Genomic DNA, 19194 nt, shown 5'->3' on the forward strand with positions numbered 1-19194 from the left:
CCAACTGATATTCTAATGTTGTGCCAAAGAGCTTAAATTGCTATTAATTAACACCTTAACACAAAGTGTCCGTTTTTTATTTGTTCGGCATCGTACATGAATGTCCGTTTCCGAACACTACTTGACAAGGTCTTTTATTGTGTACATTATTTCAATGTTAATGCACCCAAACATTGATTGAATTATATATGTTAATTTTAAAAACCATAAGGTTGTTAAACAAAGGGTGACACCAAACTTTTAAAAAGATTACCATGTCAAAAATATTAGTTATCGATGACGATGTCGACATTTTAAGTGCAGCAAAGCTCTTTTTGAAAAGACACTTTGACGAAGTTACGATAGAGAAAAACCCAGAAAAAATCCCATTCCTGCTTAATAACTATGAGTTTGACCTCATTTTGTTAGACATGAATTTTACCCAAGATGTAAATACAGGTAGAGAAGGTTTTCTATGGCTTGATAAGATATTGGATTTAAAGCCAGAACTGAAGGTTGTACTCTTTACGGCCTATGGCGATGTAGAGATGGCCGTAAAGTCTATTAAACTTGGAGCGAAGGATTTTGTGATAAAACCCTGGGAAAACGACAAGCTTCTGGGCACTATTAAGTCGGCACTTGGTGAGGCTCCTGCTCCTAAAAAAGCATCTTCAGAAGATGGTATAGTAGGAGAATCTGATGTGATGAAGAAGGTTTTCAACACCATTGACCGCGTAGCGGATACCGATGCGAATGTGCTAGTTTTAGGAGAAAATGGTACTGGAAAAGACCTAGTAGCTAGTGCTCTGCACAAATTGTCAAACAGGAAAAAAGAAAGTTTTGTAAGAGTAGATTTGGCAGCTATGCCTGAGACTTTGGTAGAAAGTGAGCTTTTTGGTCATGTAAAAGGAGCTTTTACGGATGCCAAAGACAATAGAATCGGGAAATTTGAAGAAGCCAATAAGGGCACACTCTTCCTAGATGAGATAGGAAATCTTTCACTTCCTGTTCAGAGCAAGCTTTTAAATGTTTTTCAAACAAGAACAATAGTGAAGCTAGGTAATAACAAACCCCAAAACGTAGACATTCGCCTAGTGTGTGCTACTAATAGCAATATTCAGGAAGAGGTTTCTAAAGGAGGGTTTAGGCAAGATTTACTTTATAGGATTAATACCATCACCATAGAAATGCCGCCATTAAGAGAGCGTGCAGGTGATATTGAGCTTTTAGGAAAGCACTTTCTAGAAATCTATAAAAGTAAGTATAATAGAAAAATAACGAATTTAAGTGCTGCTTTAATAAAGGAAATGAACAGGTATAATTGGCCTGGAAACGTTCGAGAATTGCAGCACTCCATAGAGCGTGCCGTGATTATGTGTCAAAGCAATACATTGGGAGTAGAGGATGTTTTTGGTGAACAGCATCAATTCAAAACTGCCGCCAATACTACCAAGAGTTACGACTTAGAAAACATGGAGCAGCAAATGATAGTAAAGGCCCTGAAAAAGTTTAATGGAAATATTACAGAAGCATCAAAGGAATTAGGACTTTCCAGAGCGGCACTTTATAGAAGAATCGAAAAATATGGTATTTAATTAATGAAAAAGTTTCCGCTTCAAATCTTCTTAAGGATACTCTTTCTGGCATTTTTCCTGTGCCCTATTCCGTTTATGTACCAATCGGGAAATGTTGCTATGTCAATAGTTTTCCTAATTGCATCTGTCATTTCTGGATATTCGCTGTATTACTATGTTTCGTCTGTCAATGTAAAGTTGATTCGCTTTTTTGAGTCTGTTCAGTATTCAGATTTTACCATAAAGTTTAGTTCTGATAATAAACTTGGAAAAAGCTTCCAGGATTTAAACCTTGAAATGAATCAGGTTATTGAAGCTTTTAAAGCTGCTAGAGCAGAAAAAGAAGCTAATATTCATTTTTTGAATACCATGGTGCAGCATATTGATGTTGGTATCATTTGTTACGACGCTCATGGCCAAATTGAGATTCTTAATAATGCTGCCATCAGGCTTTTAGATGTTTACAGATTGCGAAACCTAGATGAGCTTTTAAACACAGAACACGCCACGCTCTATGACGAAATGCGAAACCTTAACTCTGGAAACAGATTTATGTATCGTGCTAAAAACGGACTTCAACTTTCGGTAAATGCTACCAAAGTAAACTTGAGAGGACGGGCTGTGAAAATCATTTCTTTACAAAACATTCGCTCAGAGTTACAAGCACAAGAACTGGATGCTTGGCAAAATTTAACCAAGGTTTTAAGGCATGAGATTATGAACTCCATTGCCCCTATTGTGTCTTTGGTGGGAACCATGAGAGACATTGTTCAGGAAGATTTGAAAGGTGAAGTTGAAAATCAAGAGGCGATTGAAGATTTGAGCGAAGCTCTAAAAACTATTGAGTCTAGAGGAAAAGGTGTTATGAATTTTGTGAATGCTTACAGAGACTTCACCACACTACCGAAACCAGTGTTTAAGGAAATGCCTGTTTCAAATATTTTAGGAAGGATAGAGGCTTTAGTAAAGGCTGAAGCCAAAGACAAAAGTTCCAATGTTAGTTTTGAAATTGAAACTGACTTTTCTGTCATCTGCGATATTGACCAAATAGAAATGGTGATAATTAACCTTGTCAAAAACGCTTTTGAAGCTATTGGGGAAAAAGCGTCAGGTGATATCTCCGTGAGGGCCTATCAAGGTAGTAAGTATAGGTTTATTGAAGTAAAAGACAACGGAACGGGCATTGTGCCGGAGGCTTTAACCAAAATATTTATACCTTTTTATACCACTAAAAAAACAGGGCAAGGCATTGGGCTGAGTCTCTCAAAACAAATTTTACAGATGCACCGAGGCGACTTAACCGTAAAATCTGAATTAGGCGTAGGAACGACTTTTAGCTTAGAATTTTAAAGATACCAAGCCGACAAAAAATGGCCGATACTCCCCATGAGAACAAAAACGTGCCAAATGAAGTGGTTATACTTTAGTGTTTTCCAGAGGTAAAATACTACGCCAATGGCATAAGAAAGACCGCCAAAAATCAGCCAATTAGTACTTACTTCAGGAATGGCTTTAGTCAGTGGGTCAAGTATAAAAAATGCCATGCAGCCCATGCCCACATAAGCTAGCGTAGCCACAAAATTAAACTGATGCGTAAAGAAGTATTTAAAAACGGAGCCTACTAAAACCATTAGCCAAAGAATCCCAAAAACCAGCCAGCCGGTTTCGGTTTGGAGGTATACCAGTATAAAAGGGGAGAAACTTCCTGCAATTAGAAAGTAGATACAGATGTGGTCAATCACTCTTAATTTTTTACGCAGTTCTAATTTAAAAACACCGTGATATAAAGTAGAAGAGGTATAAACCATCAAAAGCGATATCCCAAATATTAAATTACCTATTACAGCCCAAGAATCTCCAGAAGAACTTGCTTTAAAAACTAGTAAAGGCACTCCAAATAAAAATATTATTAACCCTATACCATGCGAAAAGAAATTAGCCACTTCTTCGGGAATGCTTTTCACTAAGCCATTTAGCTCTTTTGGGACTGTTTTAGGAATAAAGGAGAAAATGGACATTTATTAGCTACTTATTTAGATAGGTAAATTTAGTCTTTCCCCTTGGTAGAAATCTATTTTAGTCTGAAGATTATTGACTAATAGAAATGCCAGAAAAAAGCTAAATTTGTTTAAACCATTTATAAACAGCCATGCAAGCAGGAAGAAGATATAGTTTATTTCAATTAATCAGATGGGAAAAAGAGCCCTTGCTTATTTTTCTTGTATTTGATTCTATTCCAGTGGCTCTCTATCATTTTTTTGGATGGGAATGGCTGCATATTCCATGGCAACCTATTTCATTAATAGGTATTGCGGTAGCCTTCTATTTAGGTTTTAAAAACAACTCTTCTTACGAAAGACTCTTGGAAGCCAGGAAAATATGGGGAGGCATAGTAAACGCATCCCGTTCTTTTACAGTAATGGCTCGTGATTTTGTTTTTGATGAGTCAAAACCTACGGTAGAAGAGCCAGAACTTAGCAAAAGTTTAATTTACAGGCATATTGCATGGTTATATGCATTGAGTTTTGAAATGCGTAAACTTAAAAAGTGGGAGCATAACGGAAAAGCCGAACGAGCCTTAAGAAAAGCCCTTGCCACTGAATATTCTGAAAGCAAATTTGAAATACTTAAAAAGTATATAAGTACTGAAGAGTATGACTACATAATGTCAAAAGGAAATAGGTCATCACATTTATTAAGTCTTCAGTCTAAAGCCTTGACATCACTAAGAAAGAGCGATAAACTCGAACACTTTAGACACTTAGAAATGCAAGCTTTAATCACCGAATTATATGCACTTCAGGGCAAATCTGAACGTATTAAAAACTTCCCTTTTCCTCGTCAGTATGCCACTGTTAATTATTATTTCGTGCTTTTATTTGTACTTCTTTTACCATTCGGCATGTTAGATGTTTTTGCTGCTTTAGGCTCAGGCCCATGGATATGGTTTTCGGTAGCTTTTTCAGTTTTGGGCTCTTGGGTTTTCTGGACTATGGAGATGATAGGCGACTATAGCGAAAATCCTTTTGAAGGTACGTATAATGATGTTCCTATTAGTAGTATGGTAGTGGGAATTGAAATTGACATTCGTCAAATGTTAGACGAAACAGACCTACCTCAGCCTATAAAGCCTCATGGACCAATGGATATATTACTTTAAGTCAAGACTTAGAAAAACCACCCCTTTTAAGGAAAATATAGTCTACCATAATTGGGTCAATTCCTGCTTGTCTGAAATCAGAAATTATTTGCCCTTTGTGGTGCGTATGATGATTGATGGTATGAAAAAGAATGTCTTGAACCGTATTAACAAAAGTCTCACCCTTAGGATTAGTATAGGTGATTTTAGTATCCATGTCTAAGTCTTTGATAATCTTCAAAGAATTTTCCAAATTAATAGTGTCTATTTGACCTGCCTTTTCACAGGAATAAACTTGATTAACACCAAAAGGTGTGGTAAACATTAACCTAGCGTTCCATATCTGATGAGCATTAAGGTTATGACAAAAGAGGGGGTACGTTCTTTCAGGAAGTTGGCTTTGATGCTTTGTTAGTTCGGCAATTAGTTTTTGATTGAAGTAATGATTGTACTCAAAAATTTCCTTAAAGAATGCTTTCATTGTTTAAGCCACAAGGTGTTTTATTATTCGGGTTATAGAGTCAAGGTAAGGTGGATTGTGAAATGTATGCACTAGAGATAGAATGGTTCGGCATATATTAAATTGAAGTAAATATAATGGGGTGCCCACTTTATGAAAAGATGTAAGAAGTTAAGAAGTTGTTAACAGGCATAACAAAAGATTAATACATCATTAATGCTCAACTTAAACTCCAGAAAAATAATTAAAAGTAAAACCTAAAACGTTCGGTTTTAAAACTTCAAAAGCTTACGATAGGTTGCATGAAGTTCTTGAGGACAGGCATCTTTTTTCATCCACTTTTTCATGACCAAATAGTTGGCCTTTTGAATAGTCCAATAACCATTCAAAACGTACTTCCTAGACGATATAAGTACGTTTTTAGGTATAATTTTAAAGGTAAACTTTCCTTTGCAGCGTTCTAATATATCGTAATCTTCCATGATGCAGTGATTTTCACTAAAGCCACCGAGTTTAGCAAAAACATCTTTTTTAATGAACAGTGTTTGGTCGCCGCCTCTGCACCATATCATAGGAAAACGCGTAAAGAAAGCGTTAACATATAAAAGTGGATTAGGATAGTGGTCATACTCACTTCGGTATGCTCCTAGGTCTGCTCCACTGCTAATTGCTTTATTAATGTCGGCTATAAAATCTTGATGAACCAACACATCGGCGTGTACAAAATATAGAATATCCCCTTTTGCCTCCTGTGCAGCACTATTCATCTGGTGGTTTCTACCAGGCTTGTTTGATACTAGGTATTTAAAGCCTAGTTTTTTTGTAAGCTTTTCTAAATCGTCAGTAGATGACGGAGAATCTGAAAGAATTATTTCAAAAGAAGTGCCTTCGGGAATGTTAGTACTAATTTGTTCCAAACAAGGTTTTATCTGTTCGGCTTCATTATATGTGGGTATAATTATACTAATCATTTACACTTTTTAACATTCTCTTTTAATATACGAGTTCTCTCCCATTTGAGATTAACTGTACTGTTTTTGAATACCGAAAATCCTATCAAAATTATCACAAATCACTGATTACCTGACATATTAAATAGAAACAATTTCTAAACGGTTACTTAACATTGGGGTAATGTGAGAAAAATACCTTTGCGGAAATTTACCAAAACACCTAAATATGCAAAGAATTTTTACCTCAATAACTTTCTTTTTCATTTGCCTTAATCTTCAAGCACAAAATGCAAGTCTTTCGGGCAAAGTATATGATGAAAACGGCCTCGTACTACCAGGAGCTACCGTGAAACTAGAAGATAAAGCAACAATTACAGATGTAAATGGTAGTTTCTATTTTTCGAGTTTAGCCACAGGTGAACAAGAAATTCATATTACCTATATAGGATATAATACTTTGGACCGGTCTGTTGGACTTTCTCAAGGTACCAATAGCCAAAACTTTGAGATGCAGTCTGGAATTACCCTTCAAGATGAAGTGATAATTTTAGGAGATAGGCTTAAGGGGCAAGCAAAGGCACTTAATCAACAAAAAACTAATGCCAATATTACCAATGTGGTCTCTTCTGACCAAGTAGGTAAATTTCCTGATGCCAATATAGGAGATGCTTTAAAGAGAATTCCTGGCATTACCATGCAAAACGACCAAGGCGAGGCAAGAGACATTGTGATTAGAGGAATGGCTCCTCAGTTTAATGCTGTCACACTTAATGGTGAGCGAATACCTTCGGCAGAAGGTGACAACAGAAAAGTACAAATGGACTTGATTCCTTCTGACATGATTCAAACCATTCAGGTCAATAAAGCAGTATTGCCAAACATGGATGCGGATGCCATTGGAGGTTCTGTAAACTTGGTAACCAGAAAAGCACCAAATGATTTAAGAATTTCAGGTACACTAGGCTCTGGAATTAACATGCTTTCTAAAAAGCCTATTTATAATGGAGCTTTTGTGATTGGAAACAGAATCTTGAATGAGAAATTGGGTTTTGTTCTTTCTGGCTCTTATAACAATCACAATTTCGGTTCTGATAACGTTGAAGCCGTTTGGGTTGAAACAGATGCTGGTGCAGTAATTGATGAATTTGACATTAGAAAATACACGGTTCAGCGTGTGAGACGAAGCCTTTCTGCAAACTTTGATTATGACTTAAGTCCAAACCATTCTATTGGTTTTTCTGCCATGTATAACTGGAGAGACGACTGGGAAAATCGTTTGAGAATGAGAGTAAGTAAGCTAGAAGATGCTTTTGATGATGGCGAATTTACTTCAGAGGGAGATGGTATTTATAACATAACAGCCGGCAGAGTAGAATATCAAACCAAGGGTGGTATTGACAGTGACCGAGTAAAAGCGAAAAGGTTAGAAGACCAACGTGTTTGGAACTATACATTAAACGGAAACCATAGGTTTGACAAATTACAAGCTACTTGGAATGTAACACTGGCAAAAGCTTCTGAAGAAAGACCTGGTGAGCGTTACATTAGCTTTAGGGATAAAGACCAAGTGGTCAATTTAGAAATAAGAGACACTAAATCTCCTTCGGTTTATTTAGCTAATAGAGCTGATAACCTTGCTATTGGCTTAGACGCTATTTCTGAGCAATATGAATATACATCTGACAAGGATTTAAATGCAAAATTAGACTTCCAGTTACCTTATTCTAATAAAGGTGTTTTCAAGTTTGGTGGAAGGTTAAGAACCAAAGAGAAATTAAGAGACCAAAACTATTTTGAATACGAAGAGGTCAATGAAACTATCACAGACTTAGCTAGCGTAAGCAATGCAGATTATTCAGATTTAAACTTCCTACCAGGTTCTCAGTATCAAGTTGGGCAGTTTGCTACACCAGAATTCCTTGGTAAGCTAGATTTAAATAACACGAGCTTATTTGAGAAAAAAGATGTTCCTGAAGAGTACATCTCGGGTATCTATTCTGCCAATGAGAGCATCACAGGTGGCTATGTTATGGTAGACCAGCAGCTAAACAAAAAGCTTTCAGCTATTTTAGGATTAAGATATGAGTATACCAACATTGACTACACTGGTAATATTTATAACATAGACGAGGAAACCGTTTCTCAAGACAGCAGAGACAACGCTTATGGCAATTTGCTTCCTGGTGTACATTTGAAATATGACTTGAGAGGAAATGCAATTCTTAGGTTTGCCTGGACTAACACCATTGCAAGACCTAGCTATTATGACCTAGTGCCGTTTGCTAACTTTAGCCCACAAGATTCTGAGTTAGAAAGAGGAAACCCTGATTTGAAAGCAAGTACAGCTTCTAACTTAGATGTTATGGCAGAAAACTATTTCAAAAACATCGGAATAGTGTCTGCGGGATTCTTTTATAAGAATATTTCAAACTTTATTTACTCTCAGACTATTCAAAACTATGCCGACCCAGTTTTTGGAACAGACCTAGAATATACACTTCCTAAAAACGGTGGTACGGCAGAGGTAGTAGGAATGGAGCTTGCCCTTCAGCGTCAGTTATGGAAAGGTTTCGGCATTTACTTAAACTATACCTACACACATTCTTCTACTTCAGGAATTGAAGGACGTGAAGGCGATGACTTAGCCCTTCCAGGTACAGCAAATAATATGTTTAATGCATCTCTTTCTTATGAGAATAAAAAGTTGGTAGCAAGGGTATCATTAAACTATGCTAGTGACTACGTAGACGAGATTGGTGGTTCGGCTTTTGAAGATAGATTTTATGACAAACAAACCTTCTTAGACGTAAATGCAGCGTATGCCTTTACTCCTGCTATCAGATTATATATAGAAGGAAATAACCTTACTAATCAGCCATTAAGATACTACCAAGGCATTTCTTCCAGAACAATGCAAAAAGAGTTTTATAACGCACGATATAATGTTGGCCTAAAGTTCGACTTAAGCGGGAAAAAGTAAATACAGTTTATAATGGTTTAGGAATACTAAAGATGTCCATACTTTTGGGCATCTTTTTCTATAAACCTTAATTTAGATCATATGAAAAAAATAGGATTATTATTAGTTTTAGCCTTTGGCGTCAATTTAGCCTTTGGTCAAAAAAAGGTAAAACTAGATAAAGAAATAGTGTACGATGATGATGCCACAGGCGTTTTCGTTTTTGGAGACTGGGGAAGAAGAGGCGAATTCAAACAAAAGGAATTAGCCACAGCCATGGGTGAGGCGGCATTAAAGTTTGAGCCTGAGTTTATCATCTCTACAGGTGATAATTTTTATCCAAACGGAGTAGCCAGTGTATCAGACCCGCAATGGACCAATTCATTTGAAAATATTTACTCTGCCCATTCTTTAAATATCAACTGGTTTGTGGTTTTAGGAAACCATGATTATAGAGGAAATATGCAAGCCGAGATTGATTATACCAACATCAGCAGAAGATGGAATATGCCCGAAGCATATTACTCTTTTGAGCAAGAATTAGAAGATGGAAGTAAAGGTCTTTTCGTTTTTGTGGATACTAATCCGCTTAATGATGAGTATTACGGAGAAGAAAAATATGCTAGCAAAGTGTCAACACAAGATACTACCAAGCAATTAACGTGGCTAAAACAGACCTTAGCAAATTCAGATGCGGACTGGAAAATAGTAACAGGGCATCATCCGCTTTATACAGGTGGGAAAAGAATAGAAGACCCTAACTTCGTTAGAAACCACTTATTGCCAATTCTAAAAGAATATGAAGTTGACTTTTATTTAGCAGGTCACGAGCACGATTTACAGTACATTAAACCAGAAGGTAAAACGCACCATATAGTTTCTGGAGCAGGTTCAGAAGTAAGACCTACAGGTTACTTACCAACCACAGTTTTTGCAGAATCAAGACAAGGCTTTGGATACCTCACTTTAAAAAAGGGATTAGCCAGATTAAGCTTTATAGACTATAAAGGAAAATTGCTTTATCAAACCGAAATGGTGAAGTAAGCCCTCTTTCTTTATTAAAGTCAATCCTGAGTGGCGTTTGTTATTTTCATTTGAAAGTCTTAACTAGTTTTCAAATTGAAGCTAATGAACGCCATTTATCATAATTTCATAATCAAAGTCAAACCTGAACGGGTTTATGAGGCCATTTCTACACCAAAAGACTTAGAAAACTGGTGGCCCTTAAAATGCTCAGGAAAACCAGAGCTTGGAGAAGTTTATAACCTTTTCTTCACCAATGAGTATGATTGGTATGCAAAAGTGATTAAAGCAGAAAAAGGGGAAGCCTTTTATCTGAAAATGACCGAGGCTGATGCCGATTGGACTCCCACCACATTTGGTTTTGATTTAGAACTTACTAGCAATGGAGACACTTATGTGCAGTTTTGGCACAAAGACTGGCCTGAATTAAATAGACATTTAAAGTATTCTTCTTTTTGCTGGGCTAGTTTGCTAAAAGACCTCAGAAATTACCTAGAAAAAGGAAAAGTAGTGCCTTTCCAAGAAAGAGAGTAGCTAGCAAGTTTGTTTTAATGTACTAAATTGCATTAAAAATCAACAAACTAGCATGGCGTTAACTGAATTTTGGAAGGGTTCTGAGAAGTATATCTGTGACCAAAGCTTAGCACAAGCTTTTCATATGGCACGTGTTTTAGGCATGCCTTTATTGATAGAAGGTGAGCCCGGAACAGGGAAAACAGAGCTTCCTATTCAATATGCAAAGTCAATGGGCTTACCCATATTTACCTACCCTACTGGCTCAAAAAGCAATGTAGAATCTTTTGTAGCTCGTTTTGACCATGTCAAATATTTAAGAGATTCTCAGGTAGAAATATTGAATGCTCAGCGAGCAGAAAAAGGACTTACCTCAAAACTTTCAACAGGCAACAGAAACTCAGAAAACCTTGCAGATTATGTGGTAAAAGGGCCAGCGGCAAAAGCGTACGCCACTCCACACTCTGTTTTACTTATTGACGAGATTGACAAAGCTCCTCGTGAGTTTCCTAACGATTTGCTTTATGCACTTAGCCATAGGAAACTCGTAATGCCTGAGTCTGGCGAGGTGATAGAGATATCGGAAGAAGAGATGCCAGCCATAGTAATTACTTCTAATAGAGAGCAAGAATTGCCAACGGCGTTTAAGGGAAGGTGCATTTATCATTACATAAACTTTCCTGACGAAACATTGATGCGTGAAATTGTACTAAAACACTATCCAAAAATTCACGATAGGGTGGTTGAGGTAGCTTTAGATGCTTTTTACCAATTAAGAAACCTCGGTTTAGAACGAGCTCCTACTACCAGAGAGCTGCTAAATTGGCTAAAGTATGTTCAATCTTTCGCTAGCGAAGACTCCATAGAAAAAATCAAAAGTTTAGAAGGTTTGGGTGTTTTGATAAAAACGCAGGCCGACATGGAGAAAATAAAACGTTCTCTTTCTGGTGAGCCGGAGCCAAAACGTCAAGGTTTTTATAATTAAAACCTAGTCAAATCATGTTTGAATCACTACCTGCTCATTTCAGAACTTACGGTTTACCCGCCGATGTAAGAACTTTGCTATTGCTCCAAAAATCAATAACAAAGGGTTTGATACGCACTTTGGGCGATGTTTATAATGTTTTAAAAGCCATTGTGGTAAAAGAGAAAACCTTACTGGGACCATACACCAAGGCCTTTTATGACTACTTTTTAGAAATTGAAATCAAAGAAGGCGAAAGGCTTAATGATGCCATTATTAGGTCAAAGACCTTTAAGAAATGGAAAGACAATTTTGACGGCGATAGCCCAGTGTTGGATGAAGACGCTTTGGTCAATAAGTTTTTAGATGAAATTCACCTGACCACTTATGATATCAAAGAGGTGATTAATGGGCGAGAATTATGGGATAAAGATAATCCTTATCAACAAGACAATTCGGCTGAAAACAATGGCGAAACTACAGAAAGAAATCTGGATAAAATGGCAGATTATTCTGACTTAAGTCTTGAGCAGATTTTGGAAAGAATGGAAACCATAAAACAAAATCAAAAAACAAGTCACTCTGGAGGAAACCACTGGATAGGCACAGGAGGTATTTCTCCTTATGGCCATGGCGGTGCTGCCAAAGGGGGCGTAAGAGTAGGCGGAACGGGGGGTGGCAAAATGGCAAGGGCTGTCCTAAATAACAAAAACTACTATCCTGTGGATGTCAATAAGCTAGTTAATGATAATAATATTGATGCTGCATTGGCATCTTTAAAAGGCGTGATAGAAGAGTCTGCTCATGACGAAATCGACATTCATAATACCATAAAACTTGGTATAAAGCGTGGAGGCCTCTTTATTCCAGAAATAAAGAAAGTAAACCAAGAGAAACTTCAGGTGATACTATTGATTGACAATGGTGGCTACTCTATGCTTTCTTACGTAAAAGTGGTTCGTGAGCTTTTTAAGAAAATGAAAACGCGTTTTGCTCACGATTTAGAAACGTACTATTTCCATAATACCATTTATGGAGAGGTTTATTCGGACTCAAACAGAACGCAGCCGGTAAAAATAAAAACACTGCTAAACAAAGACTCCAACTACAGCGTGTTTATCATTGGCGATGCCACCATGGGAACCTATGAAATTAACCAGCAAAGCATTAATACCTACGAGAGCTTAAAAAAGAAGTTTAAAAAACTGGCCTGGATAAACCCAGAGCCAATAAAGTACTGGCCACACACCATGTCTTTACAGTTTTTAAAACAACTAATCAATATGTATCCCATGACACCAAAAGGCATAGAAGATGCCGTGAGGGAAATGAATATTAAAAGAACTTAAGAACTCTTGAAATAGTATAACCGCATGTTTCACCATCACCTAGAACGACACTTCTTCTATTAATATCTTCAATGACCATAAAAAAACATTCCTAATATTAGCAATGTACTTGAAGTGGAATAACTTTGTGCCGATCATTAATTAAAGTAGAATAAAGTGACTTATTGTTTAGGAATAAAATTGAGGAAAGGATTGGTAGCTCTTGCAGACACCAGAATTACCTCTGGCTCAGAAACCACCACCGCTAAAAAAGTCTTTGTTCATAAATATGGGAAACATCCTATTTTTATAATGACTTCCGGTTTACGTTCAGTAAGAGATAAGGTGCTTTGCTATTTTGAAGAGTTACTTGACGAAACGGAGGGCTTTGATAAAATGTATCAGGCAGTTAATGCTTTGGGCAAACAAATAAAAAGAGTAGCTGCGGAAGACCGTGACATCTTAGCTAAAAGTGGCATCAACTTCAACATTTTCACCATAGTAGGTGGGCAAATGCCAAAAGATGATGAGCCTAAACTCTACCTACTTTACCCTGAAGGGAACTGGATAGAAGTAGGTGAAGGAACGCCCTTTATGATTATTGGAAACTCTGGTTATGGCAAGCCTGTACTTCAGCGAACAGTTAATTATGATTCTAGCCTTGAATTTGCTTTAAAAACGGGTTTTCTGTCTTTTGATTCTACTAGAGTTTGTGCTAGCGATGTTGGTTTCCCTATTGATGTTTTGATATTTAACAGAGAAACCTTTGAGCTAGAAGAGCATAGACTAGAGGAGAAAGATCTAGAAGAAATTACCAATTTCTGGGCAGATAGACTTAAAGACTCTGTTAACCAGATTCCTGATACTCTGATTGATAAAATTCTTGACAAATCACCTTTGTTTGACAAAGGCTGATTTATAAAAAAGCCATCGAGCCTTTTACTATTTTTCAAAGTCTTGCTAAAACAAAAAAGCGACTGCCAAAAATGACAGCCGCTTTCAGCCCCGAAGGGTTTATACTTCCTTACAAATTTATTGAACTCCCAAGTATACCATCAAGCTTTAGCGATAAGTTTAGGTTAGTTTCTGCTCCTGCATTAACACCTACATTACTTAAATCCACATTGCTCTCTAGCTCTAAAAGCGTACTTAAACCTAATCCTGAATCATTTTCCTCAGGCTTATCACACTGAATCTCATAGTTTCCTTCTGATAAGAAAGAAAGGTTGAACGTACCATCTGCATTCACTTTAGCACTACTCACTGCATTGGCATACATTATATCACTGCTTCCTTGACCTGAAGTTTCAGTACTCGCATCAAATGTTCCTTTTTCGTAAACATAAACCACTACTTTTCCGCTGGCTGCTGCTGCATTATCAATTTTACCTTTAATGGCACCAGTCATAGCCTTATTTTCTGCTCTCACTGCAGCGTTTAACTCATTATTTGTCACGAAAGAATAATCATCACCCGAAGATTTCACAGATTTTCTCAAGTCAAAATCCATGATGATTTCTGTATTAGCGTTTTCTTCAACCTTAAAATCGCTAGGAGCCATAGTGATGGATGTAGCATTTCCAGAAGCTAATTCTAATTTCTCTTTAGTACCATCTGTTTTAAGTATGTAACATCCCGGTCCTGAACCTGTAGCATCACTTTCTGCATCAATAACTAACTCAAGGCTTGAATATGAACCCGCTGCCACATTACCCTGGCCTAAGTCAAGTGAATTACCATTTTGAAGTTCAAGAAGATTGAAGGTTTTTGGCCCTTGAAAACCACTAAAAGTCTGTCCGTCTACTTTGATTTCTGTCACGGTTATGAAAGCCGCCGAAACATCTGCTTGGTCAATAGGGGCATCTGTAATCCCGAAACTTAAACTCCCTTGGGCTTGGTCTGGGTCATTGATGTCACCTTTTGGTGTGGAATCATTATCATCGCAAGAAAATGCGAACATTGATAAAGCCAACACTCCTAAAGCTAAAATTCTACTTTGCTTTCTCATTCTAATTTTACTTTTTCGTTATAATTTATAAATAGGAAACACTCCTTGTGAAGTTGTTATTAAAACAACCATTCCCTATCGTTTAACTAGTCGAAAAAGTAAAAAAATGGAAAAAGCTTCCCCGTTTTGGGGAAGACTATCTGTGTAAATTGGGGTTTTAAAATCTTAAAGCAATGCTGGTTCTTAAAGAGAACGGTGCACCTGGCGTAAAATGAATTTCTTCTACTGGGTTAACCTCATTGAAAAGTTTAGAAGTAGTAGCAAACTGCGTCTCATTCCAAGATGAATTAAAAAGGTTTTGAATATTTACGCCCAAACGCCATTTTCCAAATTCATAATTCACATTTGCGTCAGTAATAAAGTAACCCTCTGCCGTGATAGAATAATCTTCATTGGCAGGTCTTTTCCCTAAAACTCTTGTTTTGATTCCGCCAGAGAAACCTTTCCAGTTTGTAATAGCCAAACCTCCCGTAAATGTTAGAGCTGGTGCTAAGGGTATATAGTTTTCCCCTTTAGGCTCTTCACTACTTCTAGCATAAGAATAGGTAATATCAGAATCAAAAAACAACCTGTCTGTGATTTGAGCCCTAAAGCCTAGGTCGGCACCAAGTCGGTTGGTTTTGCCGCTAGGCTCCACTATACCTTCATCTCCTACATAAACAAACTCTTGGTCTAAATTAAGTGCCCATAAAGTAGCATTTAAAAGTATACGCTTGTTGATTTTTAAGACCGTTCCTAAGTCTGCTCCATAAGAGCGAGGCAGCACTTGGTTGTTATTTTTGAAAATTACCGCCCTACTATCATTTGAGTGATAGCCTGTTCCTGTTTTAAGGAAAAACTGTGTTTCGGGACTAGGCTGCAAAATGAAACTCAATTTTGGACTCACTAAAAAACTTTGCTCTGTGTTACCTATGCCATCGTTAGAAAGTTTGTCATTATAATTGAAATAAAAATGGTCAACACGTAAGCCAGGAATCATACTAAAGTTACCAAATTTGAAAACCGTATTTAAATTTAAATAAGTATTGGTCTCATCTATATTTCCATAATACACTCTGCTAAGCACCGTGGTCTTGTTTTCTGTTCTGGTTAACTCATTATCTCTAATAAAGTCAGACCTTATACCACCGTTTGTGTTAAGGGTAAAACCATTAAACTCTTTTGAAAACGAGGTTTCAAAACCTAACAAGTTTCTGTTTTCTGCTTGCTTGATTTGGTCACCATTTATAGGGTTTTCTGCAAAAAAGGTGAAGTTAGAAAACAACAGAAAGTCATAATTGGTGTAAAATGCTCTCGACTCTAAGGTAGTGTTATTCCCAAAAGACTTATAGTAAGATACTGATGCGTTAGTTCTAGAAGTGTTTCCACCTTCGGTGTCATCAATGGCTCCAAAACGACTAATCAAACCAGAGGCTACTGCTCTTTCTGGTATTTGACCAGAAGCATCCCATTTACTTCCAAAGTAAGAACCCGCTACTACTAGTTTTTCTGTACTTGAAATTTGATTGTTCCACTTTCCCATCACATTAAACCTATTGAAGTTTTGAGGTGAGACAAATGGCCCATCACTATAAATATACTCTGATGCTATATATGCCTGACTTTTAGCAGAACGGTCTGCCACTAAATTAAATAAGCCCAAGGCTCTTTTATGATTAAAGCTTCCGTACTCTACACTTACTGAGCTCTTGTCAATTCTTTCTTTTGTCTTAAAAGAAACACTTCCTGCCGTGGCAAAATTACCTTGGTCTGCATTATAGCTTCCTTTAGAAAACTCAATGCCTTCTACCGTTTCAGGAATCACAAAGTGCAAATCTGAATACCCTTGACCATGAGCATGAGAAACCATATTTACCGGCATGCCATCCACTGAAATATTAAGGTCTGTACCGTGGTCTATGTCAAAACCTCTTAAGAAAATTTGCTCCGCTTTACCTCCACCTGCATGCTGTCCAGTAAAAAGCCCTGGTACCATTCTTAATAAATCTTGAGATGAGTTTACGGGATTAACCTCAATGTTAACATCAGCAAAAACCTGCATCGCATCCATTTCTGGTCTTACCTCCACCCCATCTAATGAAATAAACGCTTCTGTAAGTACTATTTCACTTGCGGTTTCTTCATTAAAAACTATTAACTGAGAGCTAAAACCAAGCATATTAAAACTCAGTATATCTCCCTTATTTACTTGGTCTATTTTAAAGTTACCGTTAAAGTCGGTCTTTGCGTATTTGTTAGTACCCACTACCCTTATCGACACTTCAGGAATTCCTGACTTATTTTCATCTACCACTCGTCCTTGAAATTGCTGTGCAAAAAGAGGTGAAACTAGAAAAAATAATGATATAATTAGAAGTCTTCTCATGCCTAAAGATTTTTAATAACAGTGGTCATATTGGGCCCAACTTCAAAGTAACTCCCTTTTAATTCATTTTTCAAATCCGTAACATTTTCTTCATTTCCGGATGCTTTATACACCTGAGCTAGGTGAATTAAACTCTTTGGTTCATACGTCTTACCTTTCACCTTATTATCAGCTATTAACAAGGCTTCAGATTTGTTTCCGTTTTGATAATATGCAGAAGACAGTAATTGATAAGATTGTGGCGTTGGCCTATTGGCAACTTCTTTTTTTGCTAGTTCCAAAGCTTTCTCTGGCTCATTTTCTAACATTGTGACTAAATATGCATTATACATATCACCATAGCTAGACGATGAAACCAAACTAAGAAAAGTCTCTTTTAACTCTTTTTCTTTCGCTAAGTCTCCCTCATATTTGGCTATTTCGGCCTTTAATAAATTATAGTCAGGAGCTTCATGTTTTTTCTCAATTGCTGCGATAATCCTTTCGGCCTCTTTCGTGTTTTTCTCGTGTGAAAAAGTTATCCAAGCAATACCTTTTAGAGCATAAACATAATTTGGGTCAATTTCTAAAGCTTTTAGGTAATGAGCATAAGATTTATCAATACTGCCCACATGCCCGTAAAAGTCTGCTATGTTAGAATAAATCCACAGTCTAAGTTCGTCGCTGTCTAGCTCTTCTGCTTTAATAGTGGCTAACTTGAGTTGCTCTATGGCTCCTTCAGTATCTCCATTATAATCACGCCATTTGGCCAATCTTATTAAATAATCAAAATCTTCTTTTTCGCTTAGTTTTTTCAAGATAGAACCCGCCTTTTGATACTCGCCAAGCTCCATAGATACATCAAAAATCATTTTTTGAGTAGCTGATTTGTTCTCTCCTAAAGAGTCTGCTAGGATTAATGCTTGATTAGCCTCCTGAAATTGGTGTTGTGTTATTTTAGTTTTAGCAAGAGAGCGAAGCACTGAAGCACTTTTGGTTGACCTCATCTCATTAACCTTGGTTAATTGTTTAGCTGCAGTATTTAAGTTTTTAATTTGACCCGTCAGGGCAAAAATTTCATTATTGGCGGCAGCCATTTTACTTAAATAAGTACTTTGATTTGGTGCTTTTTCAAACTTATCTGACCAAAATTTTAGTTCTCCCTCTGCAAACGCTAGCTTTTCGTTCTCTAGGTTTGAAGTAAGGTATTTATTGTAGTCTGAGGAATTTGTAACAGTATCTTTATCGGGAGTCTTACAAGAAAATGCAAGAACACCCATCAAGATTATTATTTGTAGCCTTTTCATAATCGTTTAGTGTTTGATTTTAAAAAATAGGGGCAGGCAAAACCCGCCCCAAATTAGTTCCTATTATATCTTACCAAGGAGTGGCTAGATATGGGAAAGAAGTACTGAAGTCTTTGTCGTTTGAGCTTACGTTATCATCGGACAATGTTGGATTCTCTGTAAAATCTTCTCCACCAAAAATCAATAATAACTCTACTGTAATTACGTCGTCAGCAAGATTTCTTCCTGTCAAAACGTTAGTACCGTCATAAAATGTAGTAGGTCCGGTAGTAGAAACCGTTAAAACATCTGTAGCTAAAACAGAACCAAATGTAGCTGCATCTAAACCTAATGCATTCTGGTCGCCATCATTAGCATATGCTGGACTAAGTCCCATAAGTCCTGCCGCAAAAGCTGAAGCATACTTGGCACCTTGCTCAGATGGTGGAGTCACGTTAAAGTCATCTTTCATATCAGATGGCACAAAAACAGTGTTTATCGCAGGACGCCCCATTTGGTCGGCAGTCATGTATGTTCCGCTAAAATCTGGTCCTGCTGCTGGTGGTGTTACCACCATTTCATCGTCCTTATCACAGCTGGTTAAGCCTAAAGCCCCTATTAGAGCTATTCCCATTATATTTCTTAATATCTTTTTCATCTTGAT

16 protein-coding genes are annotated in these 19194 nt (G+C 37.1%); 9 read left to right on the top strand and 7 right to left on the bottom strand.

Features of this window, described 5'->3' with window-relative positions; translation table 11 throughout:
• Positions 1 to 254: 254 nt before the first annotated feature.
• A complete protein-coding gene (locus AC0L6O_RS21570) occupies positions 255 to 1574 on the top strand; it encodes a sigma-54-dependent transcriptional regulator (protein ID WP_473305284.1) in 1320 nt (439 codons plus the stop codon).
• A 3-nt stretch (positions 1575 to 1577) separates the two neighbouring features.
• Positions 1578 to 2903, top strand: a complete 1326-nt coding sequence (locus tag AC0L6O_RS21575) for a sensor histidine kinase (protein WP_473305285.1) — start codon at positions 1578 to 1580, stop codon at positions 2901 to 2903.
• On the opposite strand, the gene trhA is transcribed toward AC0L6O_RS21575, so the two are convergent.
• Positions 2900 to 3571, bottom strand: coding sequence for a PAQR family membrane homeostasis protein TrhA (gene trhA / locus AC0L6O_RS21580; RefSeq protein ID WP_473305287.1), 672 nt, complete (start codon positions 3569 to 3571; stop codon positions 2900 to 2902). The genes AC0L6O_RS21575 and trhA overlap by 4 nt on opposite strands.
• Before the next feature lie 131 nt (positions 3572 to 3702).
• Between trhA and AC0L6O_RS21585 the strand changes: the two genes are divergently transcribed.
• Positions 3703 to 4713: a bestrophin family protein gene (locus AC0L6O_RS21585; protein WP_473305289.1), complete on the top strand. Its 1011-nt coding sequence runs from the start codon at positions 3703 to 3705 to the stop codon at positions 4711 to 4713.
• Position 4714: 1 nt separating this feature from the next.
• On the opposite strand, the gene AC0L6O_RS21590 is transcribed toward AC0L6O_RS21585, so the two are convergent.
• The gene (locus AC0L6O_RS21590) at positions 4715 to 5173 is read right to left on the bottom strand and encodes a DinB family protein (RefSeq protein WP_473305290.1); all 459 of its coding nucleotides are present in this window, start codon (positions 5171 to 5173) and stop codon (positions 4715 to 4717) included.
• Positions 5174 to 5424: 251 nt separating this feature from the next.
• Positions 5425 to 6123 (bottom strand): glycosyltransferase, encoded by a 699-nt coding sequence (locus tag AC0L6O_RS21595; RefSeq protein WP_473305292.1) that lies wholly within the window; start codon positions 6121 to 6123, stop codon positions 5425 to 5427.
• Between the two features lie 208 nt (positions 6124 to 6331).
• Here AC0L6O_RS21595 and AC0L6O_RS21600 point away from each other — a divergent pair, with 208 nt between their 5' ends.
• The 6 genes from AC0L6O_RS21600 (at position 6332) to AC0L6O_RS21625 (ending at position 13807) form a co-directional block, all read left to right on the top strand.
• Positions 6332 to 9085: a TonB-dependent receptor gene (locus tag AC0L6O_RS21600; protein ID WP_473305293.1), complete on the top strand. Its 2754-nt coding sequence runs from the start codon at positions 6332 to 6334 to the stop codon at positions 9083 to 9085.
• 81 nt (positions 9086 to 9166) lie between these two features.
• A complete protein-coding gene (locus tag AC0L6O_RS21605; protein WP_473305295.1) occupies positions 9167 to 10108 on the top strand; it encodes a purple acid phosphatase family protein in 942 nt (313 codons plus the stop codon).
• Between the two features lie 84 nt (positions 10109 to 10192).
• Positions 10193 to 10621: an SRPBCC family protein gene (locus AC0L6O_RS21610; RefSeq protein ID WP_473305297.1), complete on the top strand. Its 429-nt coding sequence runs from the start codon at positions 10193 to 10195 to the stop codon at positions 10619 to 10621.
• Between the two features lie 52 nt (positions 10622 to 10673).
• On the top strand, positions 10674 to 11585 hold the full coding sequence (locus AC0L6O_RS21615; RefSeq protein ID WP_473305298.1) for an AAA family ATPase: 912 nt from the start codon (positions 10674 to 10676) through the stop codon (positions 11583 to 11585).
• Between the two features lie 14 nt (positions 11586 to 11599).
• Positions 11600 to 12913 carry a hypothetical protein gene (locus AC0L6O_RS21620; RefSeq protein WP_473305300.1) on the top strand — a complete coding sequence of 438 codons (1314 nt, stop codon included), beginning with the start codon at positions 11600 to 11602 and terminating at the stop codon, positions 12911 to 12913.
• A 156-nt stretch (positions 12914 to 13069) separates the two neighbouring features.
• Positions 13070 to 13807, top strand: a complete 738-nt coding sequence (locus tag AC0L6O_RS21625; RefSeq protein ID WP_473305302.1) for a proteasome-type protease — start codon at positions 13070 to 13072, stop codon at positions 13805 to 13807.
• A gap of 109 nt (positions 13808 to 13916) precedes the next feature.
• Here AC0L6O_RS21625 and AC0L6O_RS21630 read toward each other — a convergent pair whose 3' ends face one another.
• The 4 genes from AC0L6O_RS21630 to AC0L6O_RS21645 all read right to left on the bottom strand — a co-directional run bounded on the left by AC0L6O_RS21630 (position 13917) and on the right by AC0L6O_RS21645 (position 19188).
• Positions 13917 to 14900: a DUF4382 domain-containing protein gene (locus AC0L6O_RS21630; RefSeq protein ID WP_473305304.1), complete on the bottom strand. Its 984-nt coding sequence runs from the start codon at positions 14898 to 14900 to the stop codon at positions 13917 to 13919.
• Between the two features lie 157 nt (positions 14901 to 15057).
• The gene (locus tag AC0L6O_RS21635; RefSeq protein ID WP_473305305.1) at positions 15058 to 17265 is read right to left on the bottom strand and encodes a TonB-dependent receptor; all 2208 of its coding nucleotides are present in this window, start codon (positions 17263 to 17265) and stop codon (positions 15058 to 15060) included.
• Positions 17266 to 17267: 2 nt separating this feature from the next.
• Entirely contained in the window at positions 17268 to 18551 is a 1284-nt protein-coding gene (locus AC0L6O_RS21640) for a tetratricopeptide repeat protein (protein ID WP_473305306.1), read from the bottom strand.
• 70 nt (positions 18552 to 18621) lie between these two features.
• On the bottom strand, positions 18622 to 19188 hold the full coding sequence (locus AC0L6O_RS21645) for a DUF4331 family protein (RefSeq protein WP_473305308.1): 567 nt from the start codon (positions 19186 to 19188) through the stop codon (positions 18622 to 18624).
• Between the last annotated feature and the right edge of the window lie 6 nt (positions 19189 to 19194).

It is taken from the genome of Arcticibacterium sp. GJ41-1, from assembly GCF_055808875.1.

Bases quoted from the DNA above. Each gene is read 5' to 3' on its own strand.
- trhA (WP_473305287.1), bottom strand. From the start codon at position 3,571: ATGTCCATTTTCTCCTTTATTCCTAAAACAGTCCCAAAAGAGCTAAAT.
- AC0L6O_RS21615 (WP_473305298.1), top strand. From the start codon at position 10,674: ATGGCGTTAACTGAATTTTGGAAGGGTTCTGAGAAGTATATCTGTGAC.
- AC0L6O_RS21635 (WP_473305305.1), bottom strand. From the start codon at position 17,265: ATGAGAAGACTTCTAATTATATCATTATTTTTTCTAGTTTCACCTCTT.
- AC0L6O_RS21585 (WP_473305289.1), top strand. From the start codon at position 3,703: ATGCAAGCAGGAAGAAGATATAGTTTATTTCAATTAATCAGATGGGAA.
- AC0L6O_RS21610 (WP_473305297.1), top strand. From the start codon at position 10,193: ATGAACGCCATTTATCATAATTTCATAATCAAAGTCAAACCTGAACGG.
- AC0L6O_RS21630 (WP_473305304.1), bottom strand. From the start codon at position 14,900: ATGAGAAAGCAAAGTAGAATTTTAGCTTTAGGAGTGTTGGCTTTATCA.
- AC0L6O_RS21595 (WP_473305292.1), bottom strand. From the start codon at position 6,123: ATGATTAGTATAATTATACCCACATATAATGAAGCCGAACAGATAAAA.
- AC0L6O_RS21645 (WP_473305308.1), bottom strand. From the start codon at position 19,188: ATGAAAAAGATATTAAGAAATATAATGGGAATAGCTCTAATAGGGGCT.
- AC0L6O_RS21570 (WP_473305284.1), top strand. From the start codon at position 255: ATGTCAAAAATATTAGTTATCGATGACGATGTCGACATTTTAAGTGCA.
- AC0L6O_RS21600 (WP_473305293.1), top strand. From the start codon at position 6,332: ATGCAAAGAATTTTTACCTCAATAACTTTCTTTTTCATTTGCCTTAAT.
- AC0L6O_RS21590 (WP_473305290.1), bottom strand. From the start codon at position 5,173: ATGAAAGCATTCTTTAAGGAAATTTTTGAGTACAATCATTACTTCAAT.
- AC0L6O_RS21620 (WP_473305300.1), top strand. From the start codon at position 11,600: ATGTTTGAATCACTACCTGCTCATTTCAGAACTTACGGTTTACCCGCC.
- AC0L6O_RS21640 (WP_473305306.1), bottom strand. From the start codon at position 18,551: ATGAAAAGGCTACAAATAATAATCTTGATGGGTGTTCTTGCATTTTCT.
- AC0L6O_RS21605 (WP_473305295.1), top strand. From the start codon at position 9,167: ATGAAAAAAATAGGATTATTATTAGTTTTAGCCTTTGGCGTCAATTTA.
- AC0L6O_RS21575 (WP_473305285.1), top strand. From the start codon at position 1,578: ATGAAAAAGTTTCCGCTTCAAATCTTCTTAAGGATACTCTTTCTGGCA.